The organism is Phreatobacter cathodiphilus, assembly GCF_003008515.1.
Taxonomy (GTDB): Bacteria; Pseudomonadota; Alphaproteobacteria; order Rhizobiales; family Phreatobacteraceae; genus Phreatobacter; species Phreatobacter cathodiphilus.
The window spans coordinates 1,285,924-1,303,511 of the sequence record NZ_CP027668.1; the positions used below are offsets into that span (position 1 = coordinate 1,285,924).

Sequence of the window (17,588 nt, forward strand, 5' to 3'; positions counted from 1 at the left end):
CGCCGGCGAGCCTCGCGGGTCGTTTCCCCCCGGTCAACCGGCCCGAACGCATCGGCCGCCTGCCGCCGTCAGAGGACGCGCTCGACGCCGACGCCGCGCGTGTCCATCAGGATCTCCAGCCCGTCGATGGGCGGCCGGTCGCGGTGGAGCGTCACCCCGTTCCGTCCTGCGCCGCGGTCGAAGACCTCGGCCTCCAGGAGCGGACCGAGATCGTGCAGCGTGTGGATCTGGGCGGCCGTCGTATCCGCCCAGCCGAAGCCGAGCGGCGCCATCCGCGTCTCCATGTGGGTGAGCACGGTCCGCAGCTTGTCGCGCAGGGCGTCCTGCGAGGCCTCGCCGAAGCGGACGATGCGCTCGGAGAAATGGCCAGGGCCCTTGTCGAAACCCTCGCCGCTGCCGGCGACGACGAAGGAGGGGCGGCCCGCATCGCCGACCGCGACATGGGTGAAGGCGTGGATGGAGGGCTCCGCCGGCGGGTCGACGACGGGGCAGACACTGGCCCGGGCCACCGGGTTGACCTCGCCGTCGATCAGGTCCCAGGCGGCGAGGGTCCCGGCATATATCTGGTTGAAGGCGCGGAACCCCGCTTCGTCGAAGGGAGCTGGCGAGCGCAGCTCGCAGGCGCAGAAGGCTGTGAGCGGCCGGCCGGCCGAGGTGAGCATGTCGGCGATACGTCGGAACGCCTCCGCAAGGGGAACCGGCTTGGGAAACACCGTCCGCACCAGATGGTGCCCGGGCATGGCGGCCACCGCGCCGGAATACTGGAAGACATTGGGAACGAAACGGTAGTTGCCGGGGGCGAAATCGACGGCGGTCATGAAACGGATCCTGATGCGAAGGCCCGAGAGCCTCGCGGGGGGCGTGGGGCCCGTCAACGGCGCCCGGCGCAGTCCGCCCCTGCATTCCCTTCCGGGACCGCGGGGGCCTCGCTATATTGGCGCCATGACCAGACTCGCTCCCATCGCCCTCCTCGCCGCAGCCCTCGCCGTCCTCTCCTCCGGTGCCGTCGAGGCCCAGCGCCAGGCGCCGCAGAGCCGCGCCGACGTGCAGCTCTCCTTCGCGCCCGTGGTGAAGCGGGCAGCGCCGGCCGTCGTGAACGTCTACGGCGCCCGTGTCGAGCAGGTGCAGGCCCATCCCTTTTTCGACGACCCGATCTTCCGCCGCTTCTTCGGCGACCGGGGCGGGCAGGGCGGTCCGCAGGGGCCCGGCCGCGCTGAGGTGGCGCGCTCCCTCGGCTCGGGCGTCATCGTCGACCGCTCCGGCCTCGTCATCACCAACAACCACGTCATCCAGAACATGACGGAGGTGAGGGTCGCCTTCGCTGACCGGCGCGAGTTCGAGGTCGACATCGTGCTGCGCGACCCGCGTACCGACCTCGCGGTGCTGAAGCTGAAGAACCCGCCGGCCGACCTCGCCGTCCTCGACATCGGCGAGTCCGACGCGCTGGAGGTGGGCGACATCGTGCTCGCCATCGGCAATCCCTTCGGCGTCGGCCAGACCGTCACACAGGGCATCGTCTCGGCGCTGGCGCGCACGCAGGTCGGCGTCGCCGACTACCAGTCCTTCGTGCAGACGGATGCCGCCATCAACCCCGGCAATTCCGGCGGTGCGCTGGTCGACATGGCCGGCCGCCTCGTCGGCGTGAACACCGCCATCTTCTCGCGCTCCGGCGGCAGCCACGGCATCGGCTTCGCCATTCCGACCGCGCTCGTGCGCCTCGTCGTCGAATCGGCCAAGTCCGGCAGCCAGACGGTCCAGCGCCCCTGGTTCGGCGGCCGCCTCCAGGCCGTGACCGCCGATGTCGCGGAAAGCCTGAGGCTCGCCCGCCCGACCGGCGCGCTCGTCGTCTCCGTCGTGCCGAACTCGCCCGCCGCCAAGGCCGGCATGCGCGCCGGCGACCTCATCACCGCCGTCGACGGACAGACGGTCGAGGATCCGGACGGCTTCGGCTATCGCTTCGGTGTCAAGCCGATCGGCGGCATGGCGAGCATCGCCGTGACCCGCAACGGCCGCAACCTCGTCGTCCCCGTGGCGCTGGAGCCGGCCCCGCCCGGCGGCCAGGACGCCGTCACCCTCGCCGGGCCCTCGCCCTTCGCCGGCGCCCGCGTCGCGACCCTCGCGCCGGGCATGGCCGACGAGCTGCGCGTCTCCCACCGCACGGACGGCGTCGTCATCATGGCGGTGGAGCCCAATTCGGCGGCGGGGCAGGTGGGCCTCCAGCCGGGCGACGTCGTCCTGTCGGTGAACGGCCGCGACATCAAGTCGCCGGCCGACCTGCGCGAGGCCACGGCGCAGCGCGCCCGGCTCTGGCGCTTCCAGATCGACCGCGGCGGCCAGATCATCAATTCCATGATGGGCGGCTGAGCCCCGTGGACCTCTTCGAGGCCGCGGGCCCGGATCCGAAGGCGCCGCGCCCGCTCGCCGACCGCCTGCGGCCGCAGACACTGGCCGAGGTCGCCGGACAGGAGCACCTGACCGGTCCCGACGGCGCGCTGACGCGGCTCTTGCGCACCCGCTCCCTCGGCTCCCTCGTCTTCTGGGGCCCGCCCGGCACCGGCAAGACGACGGTCGCGCGGCTCCTCGCCGGCGAGACCGACCTCGCCTTCGAGCAGATCTCCGCCATCTTCACCGGCGTCGCGGACCTCAAGAAGGTCTTCGAGCAGGCGCGCGCCCGGCGGGTCCAGGGGCGCGGCACCCTGCTCTTCGTCGACGAGATTCACCGCTTCAACCGCTCCCAGCAGGACGCCTTCCTGCCCGTAGTCGAGGACGGCACGGTGACCCTCGTGGGGGCGACGACCGAGAACCCGTCCTTCGAGCTCAACGCGGCGCTGCTCTCCCGTGCGCGCGTGCTGACCTTCCGCTCCCTCGACGACGACGCCCTGGAAAAGCTGCTCGCCCGCGCCGAGGCGCTGGAGGGAAAGCCCCTGCCGCTCGACGCCGACGCCCGCCTCGCTCTCGTGCGCATGGCCGACGGCGACGGCCGCGCCATCCTGACACTGGCGGAGGAGGTCTGGCGCGCTGCCGGCGAGGGCGAGGTCTTCGACACCGCCGGTCTCTCCGATATCGTGCAGCGCCGCGCGCCGATCTACGACAAGGCGCAGGAGGGCCACTACAACCTCATCTCCGCGCTCCACAAGACGGTGCGCGGCTCCGACCCCGACGCGGCGCTCTACTATCTCGCCCGCATGCTGGACGCCGGCGAGAACCCGCTCTTCATCGCCCGCCGCGTGGTCCGCATGGCGGTCGAGGATATCGGCCTCGCCGATCCCCAGGCTCTCGTCGTCGCCAATGCCGCCAAGGACGCCTACGATTTCCTCGGCAGCCCGGAGGGGGAGCTGGCACTGGCCAATGCGGTGATCTACGTCGCCACCGCGCCCAAATCCAACGCCGCCTACACCGCCTGGAAGGCCGCGCTGGCGCTCGCCAAGGAGCGCGGCAGCCTCACCCCGCCGAAGACCATCCTCAACGCGCCGACCAAGCTGATGAAGTCGGAGGGCTATGGGGAGGGCTACCGCTACGACCATGACGAGCCCGACGCCTTTTCCGGCCAGGACTACTGGCCCGAGGCGCTGGGCCGGCAGAGCCTCTACAGGCCGGTGGAACGCGGCTTCGAGCGGGAGGTGGCGAAGCGCATGGAGTGGTGGGCGAAGCTCCGGCGCGAGCGCGGCGGCTGACGCTTCACGGCGCCCGCGACTTCCGCTAGGCCTTGGCCCATGACCAAGCTCCTTCTCGTCTTCCTCGGCTCCGGCATCGGCGGGGCGGCGCGCTACGGTGTCAACGTCTGGTCGCTGAAGGCCTTCGGGCCGGGCTTCCCGGCCGGCACCCTCATCGTCAACGTCGTCGGCGGCCTCGCCATGGGGCTGATCGCCGGCTGGCTGGCCTTCCGCGCCTCGGTGCCGTGGAGCCAGGACCTCCGGCTCTTCCTCACCACCGGCATCCTCGGCGGCTTCACCACCTTCTCCGCCTTCTCCCTCGATGCGGTGACCCTGATCGAACGGGGTGACTATGGGGCCGCCGCCCTCTATGTGGTGCTTTCGGTGGTTCTTTCGATCGCAGCCGTGGCGGTCGGCCTCGCCGTCATCAGGAGCTTCTCATGAAGGGCAGGGGCAAGCCGCCCGGTCAGGGACCCGTCGACCGCGGCGCCAAGCGCTTCGGCGGCAAGGGCGCGGCCAAGGGACCTGCAAAGGGCTTCGGCAAGGGACCGGGCAAGGGTTCGGCAAAGCCGGCCCGCGGCCGCAGCGCCGGGCCTGCCGGCGATGCGCCGCGCATGGGCGCCCGTCCGCCGGCCAAGCGCCCGCCCTTCGCCGCCGAGGCCGAGCGCGCGCCACGCGGCCCGGTCCGCAGCCGCCGGCCCTTCGAGCGGTCCGACGAGCGCGGCTTCGAGGATCGCCGGCCCGAGGAGCGCGACGGCGAGCCGCGCCGCTCCGGGCCGCCGCGCCGCGAGCGCGTCCGGCGCGAGCCGACCGACCTGCGCTCCTTCGACGGCTCGCCCCGCCGCGGCCGCTCGGACGACTGGGATATCGACGCCGCCGCCTGGGCGCCCGAGGCCGACCTCGACATCGATGCCGTCGAGGAGCCGCGCACCATCCGCCGCGAGCCGGCCGGCGAGCGCCGCACAGCGCGCGCCCGCGCCCCGCGCGAAGAGGCGCCGCGGCGTGAGGAAGCCCGGCCGCCGCGCCGTGCGCCTGCTCCGGCCCCGGCAGGCCCGACCCGCGCCGAACTGAAGGCCGCCGCCACCGACACGCTGCAGACCGGCGTCCAGACCCTGACGGTCACCGAGGACGAGGCCGATATGCGCGTCGACCGTTTCCTCGCGGCGCGCTTTCCCCAGCTCTCCTTCAGCTACATCCAGCGAATCGTCCGCAAGGGCGAGTTGCGCGTGAACGGCCGACGCGTCGAGACCAAGGATCGGCTCGAGGCCGGCCAGGCGGTGCGCGTGCCGCCGCTGAAGCTCGACCAGGCGCGGCCCATGTCGGCCAAGGTCGGCGAGGACGTCGCCGGCTTCCTCGCCTCCATCACCCTCTATGAGGACGCCGACGTCATGGTGCTGGCCAAGCCCGCCGGCCTCGCCGTGCAGGGCGGTTCGGGCACCAAGAAGCATCTCGACGGCATGCTCGCCGTGCTCACCGACGAGGACGGGCAGCGTCCCCGGCTCGTCCACCGCCTCGACAAGGACACCTCGGGCTGCCTGCTCGTCGCCAAGTCCCGCTTCGCCGCGGCGGCGCTGGCGAAGACATTCCGCACCCGCGCGGCGCGCAAGATCTACTGGTCCGTGGTGGCCGGCGTGCCGAAGCCCCGGCAGGGCCGCGTCTCCACCTATCTCGCCAAGGAAGAGCGCGAGGACGAGAGCTTCATGCGCATCGCCAAGCATGGCGAGAAGGGCGCGAGCCACGCCGTGAGCTACTACGCCGTCATCGACACCATGGCGCAGAAGCTCTCCTGGCTTTCCATGAAGCCGGTGACGGGCCGCACCCACCAGCTGCGCGTCCACGCCGCCGAGATCGGCCATCCCATCCTCGGCGATCCCAAATATTTCGACGTGGAGAACTGGGAGATCCCCGGTGGCATCCAGCACAAGCTGCACCTCCACGCCCGCCGCATCGTCGTTCCCCACCCGCGCGGCAAGGGCACGATCGATGTCTCCGCGCCGCTGCCGCCCCATATGGAGCAGACGTTCAACCTGCTGGGCTGGGACGTCTCGCGCTACGACCCCATCGTCGAGGCGCCGGAGGAGTAATGTCACTGACCGGCTGGATCTACGTCACCGCGGCGGTGCTCGCCGTCATCCTCGCGCTGATCGTCATCGTCACGCGCCGGGTGATCCGCACCGTGCCGGGCGGCGGCGACGGCCGTGCCATGGGCGACCTCGTCGCCGAGCTGCGCCGTGCCAACGACCTTGCCGAGCGGCGTATCGCCGCGCTGGAGGATCGGGTCGAGGCGCTGGAGCGCCGCCCGGGCTGAACGCTGCCTTCAGCCGGGGTTCAGGCGGCCGGCGCCAAGGCTGGCGTCATCGCCCTGCACCGGATGCTCCCCATGAAAAGCCTCACCGCCGCCGCCCTCGCGCTGCTCGCCGCCACCCCGCTCGCTGCCCAGCCCTACGGCTATGGACCCGGCCCCGGCATGGGCCGCGGCAATCCCGAGCTGCGCGCCGAGCGCTTCCAGTGCCGGCAGGAGGCCCGCGCCCGCGGCTATCGCGGCCCGGAGGTGCGCGGCGCGGTCATCGCCTGCCTTGAGGCGCGCCGGCCGGATCTCGCCCGCATCCTTCAGTGCCGCGAAGCGGTCCGAGCCCGGGGCTATGTGCCGCGCACGCCGGAATTCCGCATGGCGGTCAGGTCCTGCCGCTTCGGCGCTTGAACTCGGCGCGCCGATGACCCACAAGGCGCTCCGGTCCCGGAGCGCCCGTCACGTGAAGCTCGTCATCTTCGACTGCGACGGCACGCTCGTCGACAGCCAGCACCTCATCGTCGCCTGCATGGACGAGGCCTTCGCTTCGCTCGGCCGCCCCGCACCCTCGCGCGAGGCGACGCTCTCCATCGTCGGCCTGTCGCTGGCCGAGGCCTTCGCCACGCTGACGCGCGAGGGCGACCCGGATATTCCGGCCCTCGTCGAGGCCTACAAGGGCGCCTTCCACGCCCAGCGCCTGAAGCCGGGCAATGCCGAGCCGCTCTACGAGGGTGCGCGAGAGGTGGTGGAATGGCTGGCGGAGCAGGAGGTGGCGCTTGGAATCGCCACCGGCAAGTCGCAGCGCGGCGTGCGCATCGTCATGACCCATCACGGCCTGCTCGAGCGCTTCGCCACGATCCAGACCGCGGACGACGCGCCGTCCAAGCCCCATCCCGCCATGATCGAGCAGGCCATGGCCGAGGTCGGCGCGCTGCCTGAGGACACAGTGATGATCGGCGACACGACCTACGACATCGACATGGCCCATGCCGCGGGCGTCGCTTCGATCGCGGTCGCGTGGGGCTACCACGCGCCGCAGGCCCTGCTGCTCTCGCGTCCCCATGCGCTGGTGGGCGCCTACGCGGAAGTGCCGCTGGTTCTCAAAGGCCTCTGGGGCCCGTGAGCCTCAGGCGTTCTTCGCCGCCTCGCCGGCCAAGAATTTCTCCAGCCAGTGGATGTCGTAGTTGCCGGCGATGATCGAGGGGTTGCGCACGAGGGTGCGGAACAGCGGCAGCGTCGTCTCGATGCCGTCCACCACGAACTCGTCGAGCGCACGGCGCAGGCGCGCCAGGCACTCGGTGCGGGTGCGTCCGTGGACGATGAGCTTGCCGACCAGCGAGTCGTAATAGGGCGGGATCGTGTAGCCCTGGTAGGCGTGGCTGTCGACGCGCACGCCGATGCCGCCGGGCGGGTGCAACAGGTTGAGCTTGCCCGGCGAGGGACGGAAGGTCGCCGGGTTCTCGGCATTGACCCGGCATTCGATGGCGTGGCCCTCGACGACGATGTCCGACTGCTTCAGCGACAGCTTCTGCCCCGCGGCGATGCGAATCTGCTCGTTGACGAGGTCGACGCCGGTGATCATCTCGGTGACCGGATGCTCGACCTGGATGCGGGTGTTCATCTCGATGAAGAAGAACTGGCCGTCCTCGTAGAGGAACTCGATGGTGCCGGCCCCGACATAGCCCATGTCGGCCATGGCGCGGGCGCAGACGCCGCCGATCTCGGCGCGCTGTTCCGGTGTGATCACCGGGGAGGGACCTTCCTCCCACACCTTCTGGTGGCGGCGCTGCAGCGAGCAGTCGCGCTCGCCCAGATGGATGGCGTTGCCCTGGCCGTCGCCGAGGATCTGGATCTCGATGTGCCGCGGCTTGCCGAGATATTTCTCGATATAGACGGCGTCGTCGCCGAAGGCGGCTTTGGCCTCGGTCTTGGCGGTCTGCAGCGCCACCTCGAGCTCGTCGGCCGAGCGCGCCACCTTCATGCCGCGTCCGCCGCCGCCGGCCGCCGCCTTGATGATCACGGGGAAGCCGATCTCCTTGGCGACCGCGCGGGCCTCCTCGTCGTCGGAAATGCCGCCCTCGGAGCCCGGGACCGTCGGGATGCCCAGGCGCTTGGCCGTCCGCTTGGCCTCGATCTTGTCGCCCATGATGCGGATGTGCTCGGCCTTGGGGCCGATGAAGGTGATGCCGTGGCTCTCCAGGATGTCGGCGAAGCGGGCGTTCTCCGACAGGAAGCCGTAGCCCGGATGCACCGCGTCGGCGCCGGTGATCTCGCAGGCCGCCAGCAGCGAGGGGATGTGGAGATAGCTCTCGCGCGCCGAGGGCGGGCCAATGCAGACGCTCTCGTCGGCGAGCTTCACGTGCATGGAATCGGCGTCGGCCGTCGAGTGGACGGCGACGGTGGCGATGTCGAGTTCCTTGCACGCGCGCAGGACGCGCAGCGCGATCTCACCGCGATTGGCGATCAGCACCTTGTTGAACATCGGGCGACTCATTCGATGATCATCAGCGGCTCGCCGTATTCCACCGGCCGGCCGTCTTCGAACAGGATGCGCGTCACCGTGCCGGAACGCGGCGCGACGATGTCGTTGAAGGTCTTCATCGCCTCGATCAGGCAGAGACGCTCGCCCTCCTTGACGCTCTGGCCGACCTCGACCAGGGGCTTGGCGTCGGGCGAGGGACGACGGTAGGCAGTGCCGACCATGGGCGAAGGCACCACGCCGGGATGCTTGCGCGGGTCGTCGCCCGCGGCGGCGGCGGGGGCCGCCAGCGTCGGTGCGGGGGCGGCGAGGGGGGCCGGTGCTGCGGCGACCGGGGCCGGCGCGGCCACGGTCGCATGGACGGTGACCTGGCGGGCGACGCGGATTTTCAGGGCCTCGAGCTCGATCTCGATCTCGGTGAGGTCGGTGTCGGCCAGGACCTGCGCCAGTTCGCGGATCATCGCCGTGTCGATGGAAGATTTGCCTTTGAGCATGGTGCCCTCGTGAGGCTGGGCGCGGCGGGGACCGCTCACGCCTTGGCCGGAAGCGCCGCGACGGCGGCGATGGCGAGCGCATATCCCATGGGGCCGAGCCCCACGATGATGCCGCGCGCGACGGGTGACAGGAAGGAGTGATGCCGCACGGCCTCGCGGGCGTGGACATTGGTGATGTGCACCTCGATCAGCGGAATGCCGGTGCCGCGGGTCGCGTCGGCGAGCGCCAGCGAGGTGTGGGTATAGGCGCCGGCATTGAAGACGACGCCCTTCAGGGTGCCCGCCGCATGGGCGCGGCCCGCCTCGTGGATCCAGTCGACGAGGACGCCCTCGTGGTTGGACTGGCGGAAGTCGACGTCGAGACCGTGCTTCTCGGCCTCGGTACGGCACAGCGCCTCCACGTCGGCCAGCGTCGTCGATCCGTAGATCGCCGGCTCGCGGGTGCCGAGCAGATTGAGGTTGGGGCCGTTGAGGACGAGGACGGTGCTCATGCGCCGGGGTCTTGGATCCGCTTCGAGGGTCCGTGTCGCGATCCGGGTCCCGTGACCCGGGAATCGCCGGTAACCCGCACGGCCGGAAGGCCTGCGGGCGCGCTCTTATAGGCGCAAGCGCCGGGGAAGCAAAGGGAGGGATGTGGATGGCGGCCGCTGCGGTCGTCCGCCCTGTGATCAGTCGCCCGCCCGCCTCAGAAGGCGGTGCGGTAGGAGACCTGCACGAACAGACCCCAGCGCTCGCTCCACACGCGCTCCGGCGGGTCGGGCGGACCGAATCGCGCCTTCGCCTTGGCCGTCTGGTAGTACCAGAAGCGTCCGCCTGCACCGAGCGACAGATGGTCCGTCAGGCGATAGGCGAGGCTCGCCTCCAACTGCGTGCCGATCCCGTGTCCCACTTCCGCCGTGGGGTTGATCTCCGGGCGGTTCCAGTGGTTGTCGAAGGCGTCCAGATGGGCATAGGGCAGAAATGCCGCGTCGAGTGTGACCTTGAGCCGGTCGGTGATCGCGAGGTCGGCTACCGCACCGACGCGCAGCACCGTCCAGCGCGCGGTCTGCGACATGTCGAGATGACTGAGGGGCGTGGTCGGCACGCACATGGAGGAGGTGGCCGTCTGGCGGCAGCCGTAGGCGTGATATTTCTCGAAGAAGCGGTGCACCCCGACGAAAAGGCCGAGACGGTTGGCGCCGGACTGCCACACCGTCCCTCCGACGTCGAGGCTCGCATAGTCGATCCGCCCGTTGCGCATCTCGCCGACGGTGCGGGAATAGGGGGTGAAACCAGGCGGGAAATCCTCGTCGATCAAGGTGCCGCCGGTATGGCTGCCGAAGCCCGCATAGCCTTTGACGAAGACGCCGCCGGGCATGTCGAGGCGGCCGAACACCTCGCCCGTGACCGCCCGGGTGCCGCCGTAGGTGAGCCGGGAGTTCAGATAGCGCCCGTAGAGGCTCTTCTGGTAGCGCCCGCCGCTGAAGAAGGCGCGGGTGCCGACCTCCGCCCGCCAGCCGGACACCGGCTCCGGCAGGTCGAAACCCGCCGCGGGCGATGCCGCGACGATCGTCGCCGCCACAGTGGCCATGCGCCACGCCGCCGCCCTGCGCCGCCTCATGTCGCTCTCCTCATGGTTGGCCAGCCGTCGACGGCACGGGTGTCACGCCGGCCCCGTCCCTCAAAACGCCGTGCGATACGAAGCCTGCAGAAAGGCGCCCCACCGTTCGGAGCGGAAATCGAGGTGCGAGGCGTTGGTCTCGCCGGGAAAGCGGGTCTTGGCGCCGGTCGTGGCGTGGTACCAGTAGCGTCCGCCGGCGCCGAGGCTGAGGGCGTCGGTCAGCCTGTAGGTCAGGCTGGCCTCGACCTGGAAGCCGTAGCCCTGGCCGCTTTCCGCCATGGGATTGATGTCGGGGCGCATCCAGTGGTTGTCGAAGGCGTCGAGCCGCGAATAGGGCAGGGCCGCCGCTTCCGCCGTCAGCTTCAGCCGCTCGGTCAGCGCCACGTCGCCGACCACGCCGATGCGCAGCGACGTCCAGCGCGAGGTCTCCGACAGGGTCAGCACGGAGGAGGGGATGGTGACATTGCAGAAATTGCCCCCCGAAACCTGGAGACAACCGTAGCCGTTGTACTTTTCCTTGAAGTGGTGGATGCCGGCGAAGGCGCCGATCCGCACGCTCTCCGACCGCCACACCGTGAACCCGAGATCGAGGCTGCCGTAATCGATCTTGCCGCTGCGCAGGTTCGAATGGGTCTTGGAATAGGGCACGGTGTCGGGCGGATAGTCTTCGTCGGTCAGCAGGCCGCCGCCATGTGTGCCGATGCCGGCATAGCCCTTCACGAACCAGCCGGAGGGCGCGTCGAGGCGGCCGAAGAGCTCGCCCGTCGTCGCCGCCGTGCCGCCATAGGTCAGCCGCGAGTTCATCTGGCGGCGGATGTCGGGATCGTAGAGGTCCTTTTGCAGGCGCCCGCCGCTGAAGAAGACGCGCGATCCGAATTCCGCCTGCCAGCCGGTGGCGGGCGGGGGCAGGTCGACGGCCGCAGCGTGGGTCGCAGCCGCCGTCAAACCTGCCGCCAGGCAGATCCCCAACCGTCTCGACCCCATCATGCCATCCTCCATTCCGTGACACGGAAGGTGGCGGATCGTGGTTAATGCGGGGTAAGCGGCGCCGCTTTCGTCAGCCTTTCGCGGTGGGCCTCGCCAGCGCGGCGCCGGGCCAGACCTTCTTGGCCACACGGGCATATTGCGGCGGATAGGAGAGCTCGGCGCCGAGCTCCTCCGCCGCGTGCCAGCCCCAGCGGGGATTGTCGAGCATGCCGCGGCCGATGGCGACGAGATCGGCAGCGCCCGAGGCGACGACCTCCTCGGCCTGGGCCGGCGTGTTGATGAGGCCGACGGCGCGGGTGGTGATGCCGGTGCCGCCCTTCACCGCCTGGGCGAAGGGCACCTGGTATCCCGGCTTCGCCTGGATCCGCACGCGCGGGTGCGCGCCACCGGAGGAGACGCAGACGAAGTCGAGGCCGACGGCCTTCAGTTCGGTGGCGAGCGCCACCGCGTCGGCCACCTGCAGGCCGTCCTCGGTCCAGTCCTGGCCGGTGATGCGGGCGCCGACCGCGACCCGGGCCGGCACGGCCGCTTTCACAGCCGCGGCGATCGACAGGGGCCAGGCGAAGCGGTTCTCGCGGCTGCCGCCGAAGCCGTCGGTGCGGGTGTTGGAGAGCGGGCTCATGACGTTGTGCAGGAGGTAGCCGTGCGCCATGTGCAGCTCGACGGCGTCGAAGCCGATGCGCACCGCGCGCTCGGCGGCCTGGACGAAGGCGGCGGCGATGCGCACCTTGTCTTGACCGGTCATCTCGCGTGGCATGTGCCAGCCCTCGTCGAAGGGGATGGCGGAGGCCGCGACCGTGGCCCAGGGGTCGGCGTTGTCCTTGAGCGGCCCGCCGCCCTCCCAGGGACGCTCGGAGGAGGCCTTGCGGCCGGCGTGACCGATCTGGATGCCGAAGGTCGTGCCCGGCAGGGCGACGGCGCGCGCGGCGTCGATGACCCGCTGCATCGCCCGCTCGTTGGCGTCGCTGTAGAGGCCGACGCAGCCGTGGGTGATGCGCCCGAGCCGCTCCACCGCGGTCGCCTCCACCACCACCATGCCCGCGCCCGACATGGCGAGGGTCATCAGATGCTGCAGGTGCCAGTCGTTCATGCAGCCGTCGTCGGCCGAATACTGGCACATCGGCGCGACGACGATGCGGTTCGGGACGGTGACGGGGCCGACGGCGAGGGGCGAGAAGAGCTGGCTCATGGCGGTCTCTCGAACGAAAGGGAAGGCGAGGGGACAGCAAGGGCCGCACCCAGGCAAGCACCTGGCGCGCAGGACACGTCTGCCAAGACCCGCCGCGTCGCGGGCGGTGCATGCCCGCGTTGCAGCCCTGCGCGGCGGTTCCCCTGTGGCGAAGAGGCGGCAGGCGGGCTATGGAGGCAGACTTTCTCCAGCTTCGACGATCGGCAGAGGCGATGTATCGCCGGACGGCCCCGCCGGAGATACGGACCCTGCCGAGCCGCGTGATCCCGCCATGACCAGCACCACCCCCGAAGCCATGGCCCGCGGCGACCGGCTCGCCAAGCGCAACGCCTTCATTCTGGCACTCGCCACGGCGCTCGCGGGCGCCAACACGACGGTGATGTTCGCCACAGGTGCCATCGTCGGCGCCGAGCTCGCGCCCGTGCGCTCGCTCGCGACCCTGCCCATCTCCATCTTCGTGGTCGGTCTCGCCGCCGCCTCCCTGCCGGTGGGCATGCTGGTGCGCCGCTTCGGCCGCCGCACCGCCTACCAGATCGCCACCGGTGCCGGGGTCCTCACCGGCCTGTTCGGCTATCTCGGGGTGACCTTCTCGAGCTTCCCCGTCTTCTGCCTCGCCACCTTCTCGGCCGGCTTCTACGCCTCGGCGGCCCAGAGCTACCGCTTCGCCGCCGCCGACACCGCCTCCGACGCGTTCCGTCCCAAGGCCATCTCCTGGGTCATGACCGGCGGCATCATCGCCGGCGTGGTCGGCCCGCAGCTCGTCGTCTGGACCAAGGAGGCGCTGCCGCCCGTGCTCTTCGCCGGCACCTATATCGGCCAGGCGGTGGTGGCGCTGCTGGCCGGCGTCATCCTGTCCTTCGTCGACATTCCGAAGCCGAAGGCGCCCGCCGCCGGCACCGTGTTCCGTCCGACCTCGGCCTATTTCCGCGACCCCGCCTTCGTCACCGCGGTGATCTGCGGGGCTGCGACCTACATGCTGATGAATTTCGTGATGACGGCGGCCCCGCTCGCCATGATCGGCTGCAACCATTCCATCGACGACGCGGCCTACGGCATCCAGTGGCATGTCATCGCCATGTACGCGCCGAGCTTCTTCACCGGCAGCCTCATCGCCCGGTTCGGCGCGCCGCGCATCGTCGCCCTCGGCCTCGCGCTCACGGCGATCTCCGCCGTGGTGGCGCTGACCGGCATCACCGTGCCCCACTTCTACCTCGCCCTCATCCTGCTCGGGCTCGGCTGGAACTTCGGCTATATCGGCGCCAGCGCGATGGTCGCCGCCGCCGCCCGGCCGGAGGAGCGCACCCGCCTCCAGTCGGTGAACGACTTCTGCGTCTTCGGCGTCATGGCCGTCGGCTCCTTCTCGTCGGGCCAGATCGTCACGACCTACGGCTGGGACATGGTCAACTGGGTCGTCTTCCCCATCGTCGCCGTGGGCGCCGTGGCGCTGGTGGTCGGCTCGCGCCGCAAGCCGGCTCTCGCCTGAGGGCGTTTCCGCCCGAATTGGCGGGAAAACCCCCATCACAGCCAAAAGGACGAGCCGCGCAGCCCTCCCATCCGTTGCTTCGGCTTCCGGACTTTGGCAGAAATGCGTCGGACTCGTGGTGGGGTGGGCCTGAGGCCCGTTCACGCCGCATAAGAAACGAGCAGGCACATCCGGTTCCGGGCGGACCGGACGGCTGTCCCCGCGCGGGGGCGCCGCGACAGAGGAAACATCGATGAATACAGCATTGTGGGTCATCATCGGCTGCGGACTGCTGTCCGTGGTCTATGGCGCGTGGGCGACCAAGTCGCTGCTGGACGCCGATGCGGGTTCCGCTCGCATGCAGGAGATCGCCGGTGCGGTCGCCGAGGGCGCCGCCGCCTACCTCAAGCGCCAGTACATCACCATCGCCATGGTCGGCGCCGTCATCCTCGTCCTGGTCGGCTGGCTGCTCGGCACGGCCGTCGCGGTCGGCTTCCTGATCGGCGCCGTGCTCTCCGGCGCTGCCGGCTTCATCGGCATGAACGTCTCCGTGCGCGCCAACGTGCGCACCGCCCAGGCCGCCTCCAAGTCCCTCGCCGCGGGCCTCGACATCGCCTTCAAGGCCGGTGCCGTCACCGGCCTCCTGGTCGCCGGCCTCGCGCTCCTCGGTGTCGCCGTCTATTTCTGGGCCCTGACCGGTCCCGGCGGGCTCGCCCCGAACAGCCGCACGGTGATCGACGGCCTCGTCGCCCTCGGCTTCGGCGCCTCGCTCATCTCCATCTTCGCCCGTCTCGGCGGCGGCATCTTCACCAAGGGCGCCGACGTCGGTGCCGACCTCGTCGGCAAGGTCGAGGCCGGAATTCCGGAGGACGATCCGCGCAACCCCGCCACCATCGCCGACAACGTCGGTGACAACGTCGGTGACTGCGCCGGCATGGCCGCCGACCTCTTCGAGACCTATGCGGTGACCGTCGTCGCCACCATGGTCCTCGCCGCCATCTTCTTCGCCGGCACGCCGATGCTGCAGTCGGCGCTCATCTACCCGCTCGCCATCTGCGCGGTCTGCATCATCACCTCCATCGCCGGCACGTTCTTCGTGAAGCTCGGCGCCAACAACTCGATCATGGGCGCCCTGTACAAGGGCCTCATTGTCACCGGCGTGCTCTCCATCGGCGGCCTCGCCCTGGCGACCCAGGCCGTCATCGGCTGGGGCACCATCGGCGTCGTCGGCGGCAAGACCATCACCGGCTCGGCGCTCTTCGTCTGCGGCCTCATCGGCCTCGTCGTCACCGGCCTCATCGTCTGGATCACGGAGTACTACACCGGCACGGGCAAGCGCCCGGTCGTGTCGATCGCCCAGGCCTCGGTCACCGGCCACGGCACCAACGTGATCCAGGGTCTCGCGGTCTCGCTGGAATCCACCGCCCTGCCGGCCCTCGTCATCGTCGGCGGCATCATCTCCACCTTCCAGCTCGCCGGGCTCTTCGGCACGGCCATCGCGGTGACCACCATGCTCGGCCTCGCCGGCATGATCGTCGCCCTCGACGCCTTCGGCCCGGTCACCGACAACGCCGGCGGCATCGCCGAAATGGCGGGCCTGCCGAAGGAGGTGCGCCACTCCACCGATGCGCTCGACGCCGTCGGCAACACCACCAAGGCCGTCACCAAGGGCTATGCCATCGGTTCGGCCGGCCTCGGCGCGCTGGTTCTCTTCGCCGCCTACAGCTACGACCTCAACTACTTCATCACCGAGGCGAACAAGGCCGGCTCCACGGCCTACGGCTACTTCAAGGGCATGAGCCCGGTCACCTTCGACCTCTCCGACCCCTACGTCGTCGCCGGCCTGATCTTCGGCGGCCTCATCCCCTACCTGTTCGGCGGAATCGCCATGACCGCCGTCGGCCGCGCCGCCGGTTCGGTCGTCGAGGAGGTCCGCCGCCAGTTCCGCGAGAAGCCGGGCATCATGGCCGGCACCGACAAGCCGGACTATGCCCGTGCCGTCGACATGCTGACCAAGGCGGCGATCAAGGAGATGATCATCCCCTCGCTGTTGCCGGTCCTGGCGCCGCTGGTCGCCTATTTCGGCGTGCTCGCCCTGTCCGGTTCCAAGGCCTCGGCCTTCGCCGCGCTCGGCGCCTCGCTGCTCGGCGTCATCGTCAACGGCCTCTTCGTCGCCATCTCCATGACCTCGGGCGGCGGCGCCTGGGACAATGCCAAGAAGAGCTTCGAGGACGGCTTCGTCGACAAGGACGGCGTCACCCACCACAAGGGATCGGACGCCCACAAGGCCTCCGTCACCGGCGACACCGTCGGCGACCCCTACAAGGACACGGCGGGTCCCGCCGTGAACCCGGCCATCAAGATCTGCAACATCGTCGCCCTGCTGCTCCTCGCCATCCTGGCGCACTGACCGGCGCGACGCCTGCGAACGAGAAACCCCCGCGGAGCGATCCCGCGGGGGTTTTTTATGATGGCAGTGCAGGGCGATCAGATGAGCGTCTTGCCGCCCTCGAGCTTGCGGTGCGAGGCCGCCTCGATGCCGCCGTCGAGGAAGACGAGCAGGTCCGGGTTCAGCCGGTGCTTGTCGGTGAAGAACAGGCCGTGCGGCGCGTCCTCGTAGACCCGGTAGAGCGCGTTCGGGATCAGCTCGGCGGTGCGGTCGGCGGACTTGTCGATCGGCACCGTGGCGTCGGCGCTGCCGTGGATGATGAGGGTCGGCACGGTGAACGCGGCCATGTCGCCCCGGAAGTCGGTCTCCGCGAAGGCCTTGACGCAGGCCATGGTGGCGATGGGCGAGGCCAGCATCGCGACATTGGCCGTCCAGGCCAGCAGCTCGCTGCTCACCTGGAAGTTGAGCATTCCAGCGCCGTAGAACTGCTTGCCGAAGGTCCCGAGGAAGGCGGGCCGGTCGGTCTTCAGCCCCTCGATCATCTCGGCGAAGACGGAGGCGGGAACGCCGTCCGGGTTGCCGGGGCCTTCGAGCAGGCCGGGCGTGACCGCGGAGATCAGCACGGCGCTCTTCACACGCTGCGCACCGTGGCGCGACAGGTAGCGCGCGACCTCGCCGCCGCCCATGGAGAAGCCCACCAGCGTCGCCTGCGGGAGGTCGAGCCCCTCCATCAGCGCTTTCAGGTCATCGGCGAGCGTGTCGTAGTCGTAGCCGGTCGCCGGCTGGTCCGACCGGCCGAAGCCGCGGCGGTCATAGGCGACGACGCGGTAGCCGGCGGCGACCAGGTCCGGCACCTGGTATTCCCACATGTCCGCGTCCAACGGCCATCCGTGGATGAGCACGACGGGCCGTCCCGTGCCCCAGTCGTTGTAGAAGAGGCGGGTTCCGTCGGCTGCGGCGAGATGGGGCATGGGCGTCCTTTCCGGTGGTTCGGAAAGGAACGGCAGCCGGGCTGCTTCGTTCCGCCGGCGCCCGCGATCGGGCG

At 70.3% G+C, this 17,588-nt stretch carries 17 protein-coding genes; 9 read left to right on the forward strand and 8 right to left on the reverse strand.

What is annotated here, in order from left to right:
- Window positions 1-68 precede the first annotated feature (68 nt).
- Window positions 69-818: a 2-amino-5-chloromuconate deaminase CnbZ gene (gene cnbZ, locus C6569_RS06270; protein ID WP_106748037.1), complete on the reverse strand. Its 750-nt coding sequence runs from the start codon at window positions 816-818 to the stop codon at window positions 69-71.
- A gap of 124 nt (window positions 819-942) precedes the next feature.
- On the opposite strand from cnbZ, the gene C6569_RS06275 reads away from it, so the two are divergent.
- The 7 genes from C6569_RS06275 (at window position 943) to C6569_RS06305 (ending at window position 7,066) form a co-directional block, all read left to right on the forward strand.
- Entirely contained in the window at window positions 943-2,364 is a 1,422-nt protein-coding gene (locus tag C6569_RS06275; RefSeq protein ID WP_106748038.1) for a Do family serine endopeptidase, read from the forward strand.
- Window positions 2,365-2,369: 5 nt separating this feature from the next.
- The gene (locus C6569_RS06280; protein WP_106748039.1) at window positions 2,370-3,674 is read left to right on the forward strand and encodes a replication-associated recombination protein A; all 1,305 of its coding nucleotides are present in this window, start codon (window positions 2,370-2,372) and stop codon (window positions 3,672-3,674) included.
- A 39-nt stretch (window positions 3,675-3,713) separates the two neighbouring features.
- A complete protein-coding gene (gene crcB / locus C6569_RS06285; protein ID WP_106748040.1) occupies window positions 3,714-4,097 on the forward strand; it encodes a fluoride efflux transporter CrcB in 384 nt (127 codons plus the stop codon).
- Complete coding sequence (locus tag C6569_RS06290) at window positions 4,094-5,737, forward strand: RluA family pseudouridine synthase (RefSeq protein WP_245898252.1); 1,644 nt, start codon at window positions 4,094-4,096, stop codon at window positions 5,735-5,737. The genes crcB and C6569_RS06290 overlap by 4 nt, the downstream gene beginning before the upstream one ends.
- Window positions 5,737-5,961 (forward strand): hypothetical protein, encoded by a 225-nt coding sequence (locus C6569_RS06295; protein ID WP_106748041.1) that lies wholly within the window; start codon window positions 5,737-5,739, stop codon window positions 5,959-5,961. Before C6569_RS06290 ends, C6569_RS06295 begins: the two co-directional genes overlap by 1 nt.
- A 72-nt stretch (window positions 5,962-6,033) precedes the next feature.
- The gene (locus tag C6569_RS06300) at window positions 6,034-6,354 is read left to right on the forward strand and encodes a hypothetical protein (RefSeq protein WP_106748042.1); all 321 of its coding nucleotides are present in this window, start codon (window positions 6,034-6,036) and stop codon (window positions 6,352-6,354) included.
- 52 nt (window positions 6,355-6,406) lie between these two features.
- Complete coding sequence (locus C6569_RS06305; RefSeq protein ID WP_106748043.1) at window positions 6,407-7,066, forward strand: HAD-IA family hydrolase; 660 nt, start codon at window positions 6,407-6,409, stop codon at window positions 7,064-7,066.
- Window positions 7,067-7,069: 3 nt separating this feature from the next.
- On the opposite strand, the gene accC is transcribed toward C6569_RS06305, so the two are convergent.
- From accC to C6569_RS06335, 6 genes are all read right to left on the reverse strand, one after another.
- Complete coding sequence (gene accC, locus C6569_RS06310) at window positions 7,070-8,425, reverse strand: acetyl-CoA carboxylase biotin carboxylase subunit (protein WP_106748044.1); 1,356 nt, start codon at window positions 8,423-8,425, stop codon at window positions 7,070-7,072.
- 8 nt (window positions 8,426-8,433) lie between these two features.
- A complete protein-coding gene (gene accB / locus C6569_RS06315) occupies window positions 8,434-8,916 on the reverse strand; it encodes an acetyl-CoA carboxylase biotin carboxyl carrier protein (RefSeq protein WP_106748045.1) in 483 nt (160 codons plus the stop codon).
- A 35-nt stretch (window positions 8,917-8,951) separates the two neighbouring features.
- Window positions 8,952-9,407 (reverse strand): type II 3-dehydroquinate dehydratase, encoded by a 456-nt coding sequence (aroQ, locus tag C6569_RS06320; protein ID WP_106748046.1) that lies wholly within the window; start codon window positions 9,405-9,407, stop codon window positions 8,952-8,954.
- 194 nt (window positions 9,408-9,601) lie between these two features.
- Window positions 9,602-10,516 (reverse strand): hypothetical protein, encoded by a 915-nt coding sequence (locus tag C6569_RS06325; RefSeq protein ID WP_146144746.1) that lies wholly within the window; start codon window positions 10,514-10,516, stop codon window positions 9,602-9,604.
- Window positions 10,517-10,576: 60 nt separating this feature from the next.
- Complete coding sequence (locus C6569_RS06330; protein ID WP_146144747.1) at window positions 10,577-11,503, reverse strand: non-ribosomal peptide synthetase; 927 nt, start codon at window positions 11,501-11,503, stop codon at window positions 10,577-10,579.
- Window positions 11,504-11,573: 70 nt separating this feature from the next.
- On the reverse strand, window positions 11,574-12,692 hold the full coding sequence (locus C6569_RS06335) for an NADH:flavin oxidoreductase/NADH oxidase (RefSeq protein WP_106748049.1): 1,119 nt from the start codon (window positions 12,690-12,692) through the stop codon (window positions 11,574-11,576).
- Window positions 12,693-12,963: 271 nt separating this feature from the next.
- Between C6569_RS06335 and C6569_RS06340 the strand changes: the two genes are divergently transcribed.
- Both C6569_RS06340 and C6569_RS06345 read left to right on the forward strand, forming a co-directional pair.
- Window positions 12,964-14,175, forward strand: coding sequence for an MFS transporter (locus C6569_RS06340; protein WP_106748050.1), 1,212 nt, complete (start codon window positions 12,964-12,966; stop codon window positions 14,173-14,175).
- 232 nt (window positions 14,176-14,407) lie between these two features.
- Window positions 14,408-16,564: a sodium-translocating pyrophosphatase gene (locus C6569_RS06345; RefSeq protein ID WP_106748051.1), complete on the forward strand. Its 2,157-nt coding sequence runs from the start codon at window positions 14,408-14,410 to the stop codon at window positions 16,562-16,564.
- 77 nt (window positions 16,565-16,641) lie between these two features.
- On the opposite strand, the gene C6569_RS06350 is transcribed toward C6569_RS06345, so the two are convergent.
- On the reverse strand, window positions 16,642-17,514 hold the full coding sequence (locus C6569_RS06350) for an alpha/beta fold hydrolase (RefSeq protein WP_106748052.1): 873 nt from the start codon (window positions 17,512-17,514) through the stop codon (window positions 16,642-16,644).
- Window positions 17,515-17,588: the final 74 nt, after the last annotated feature.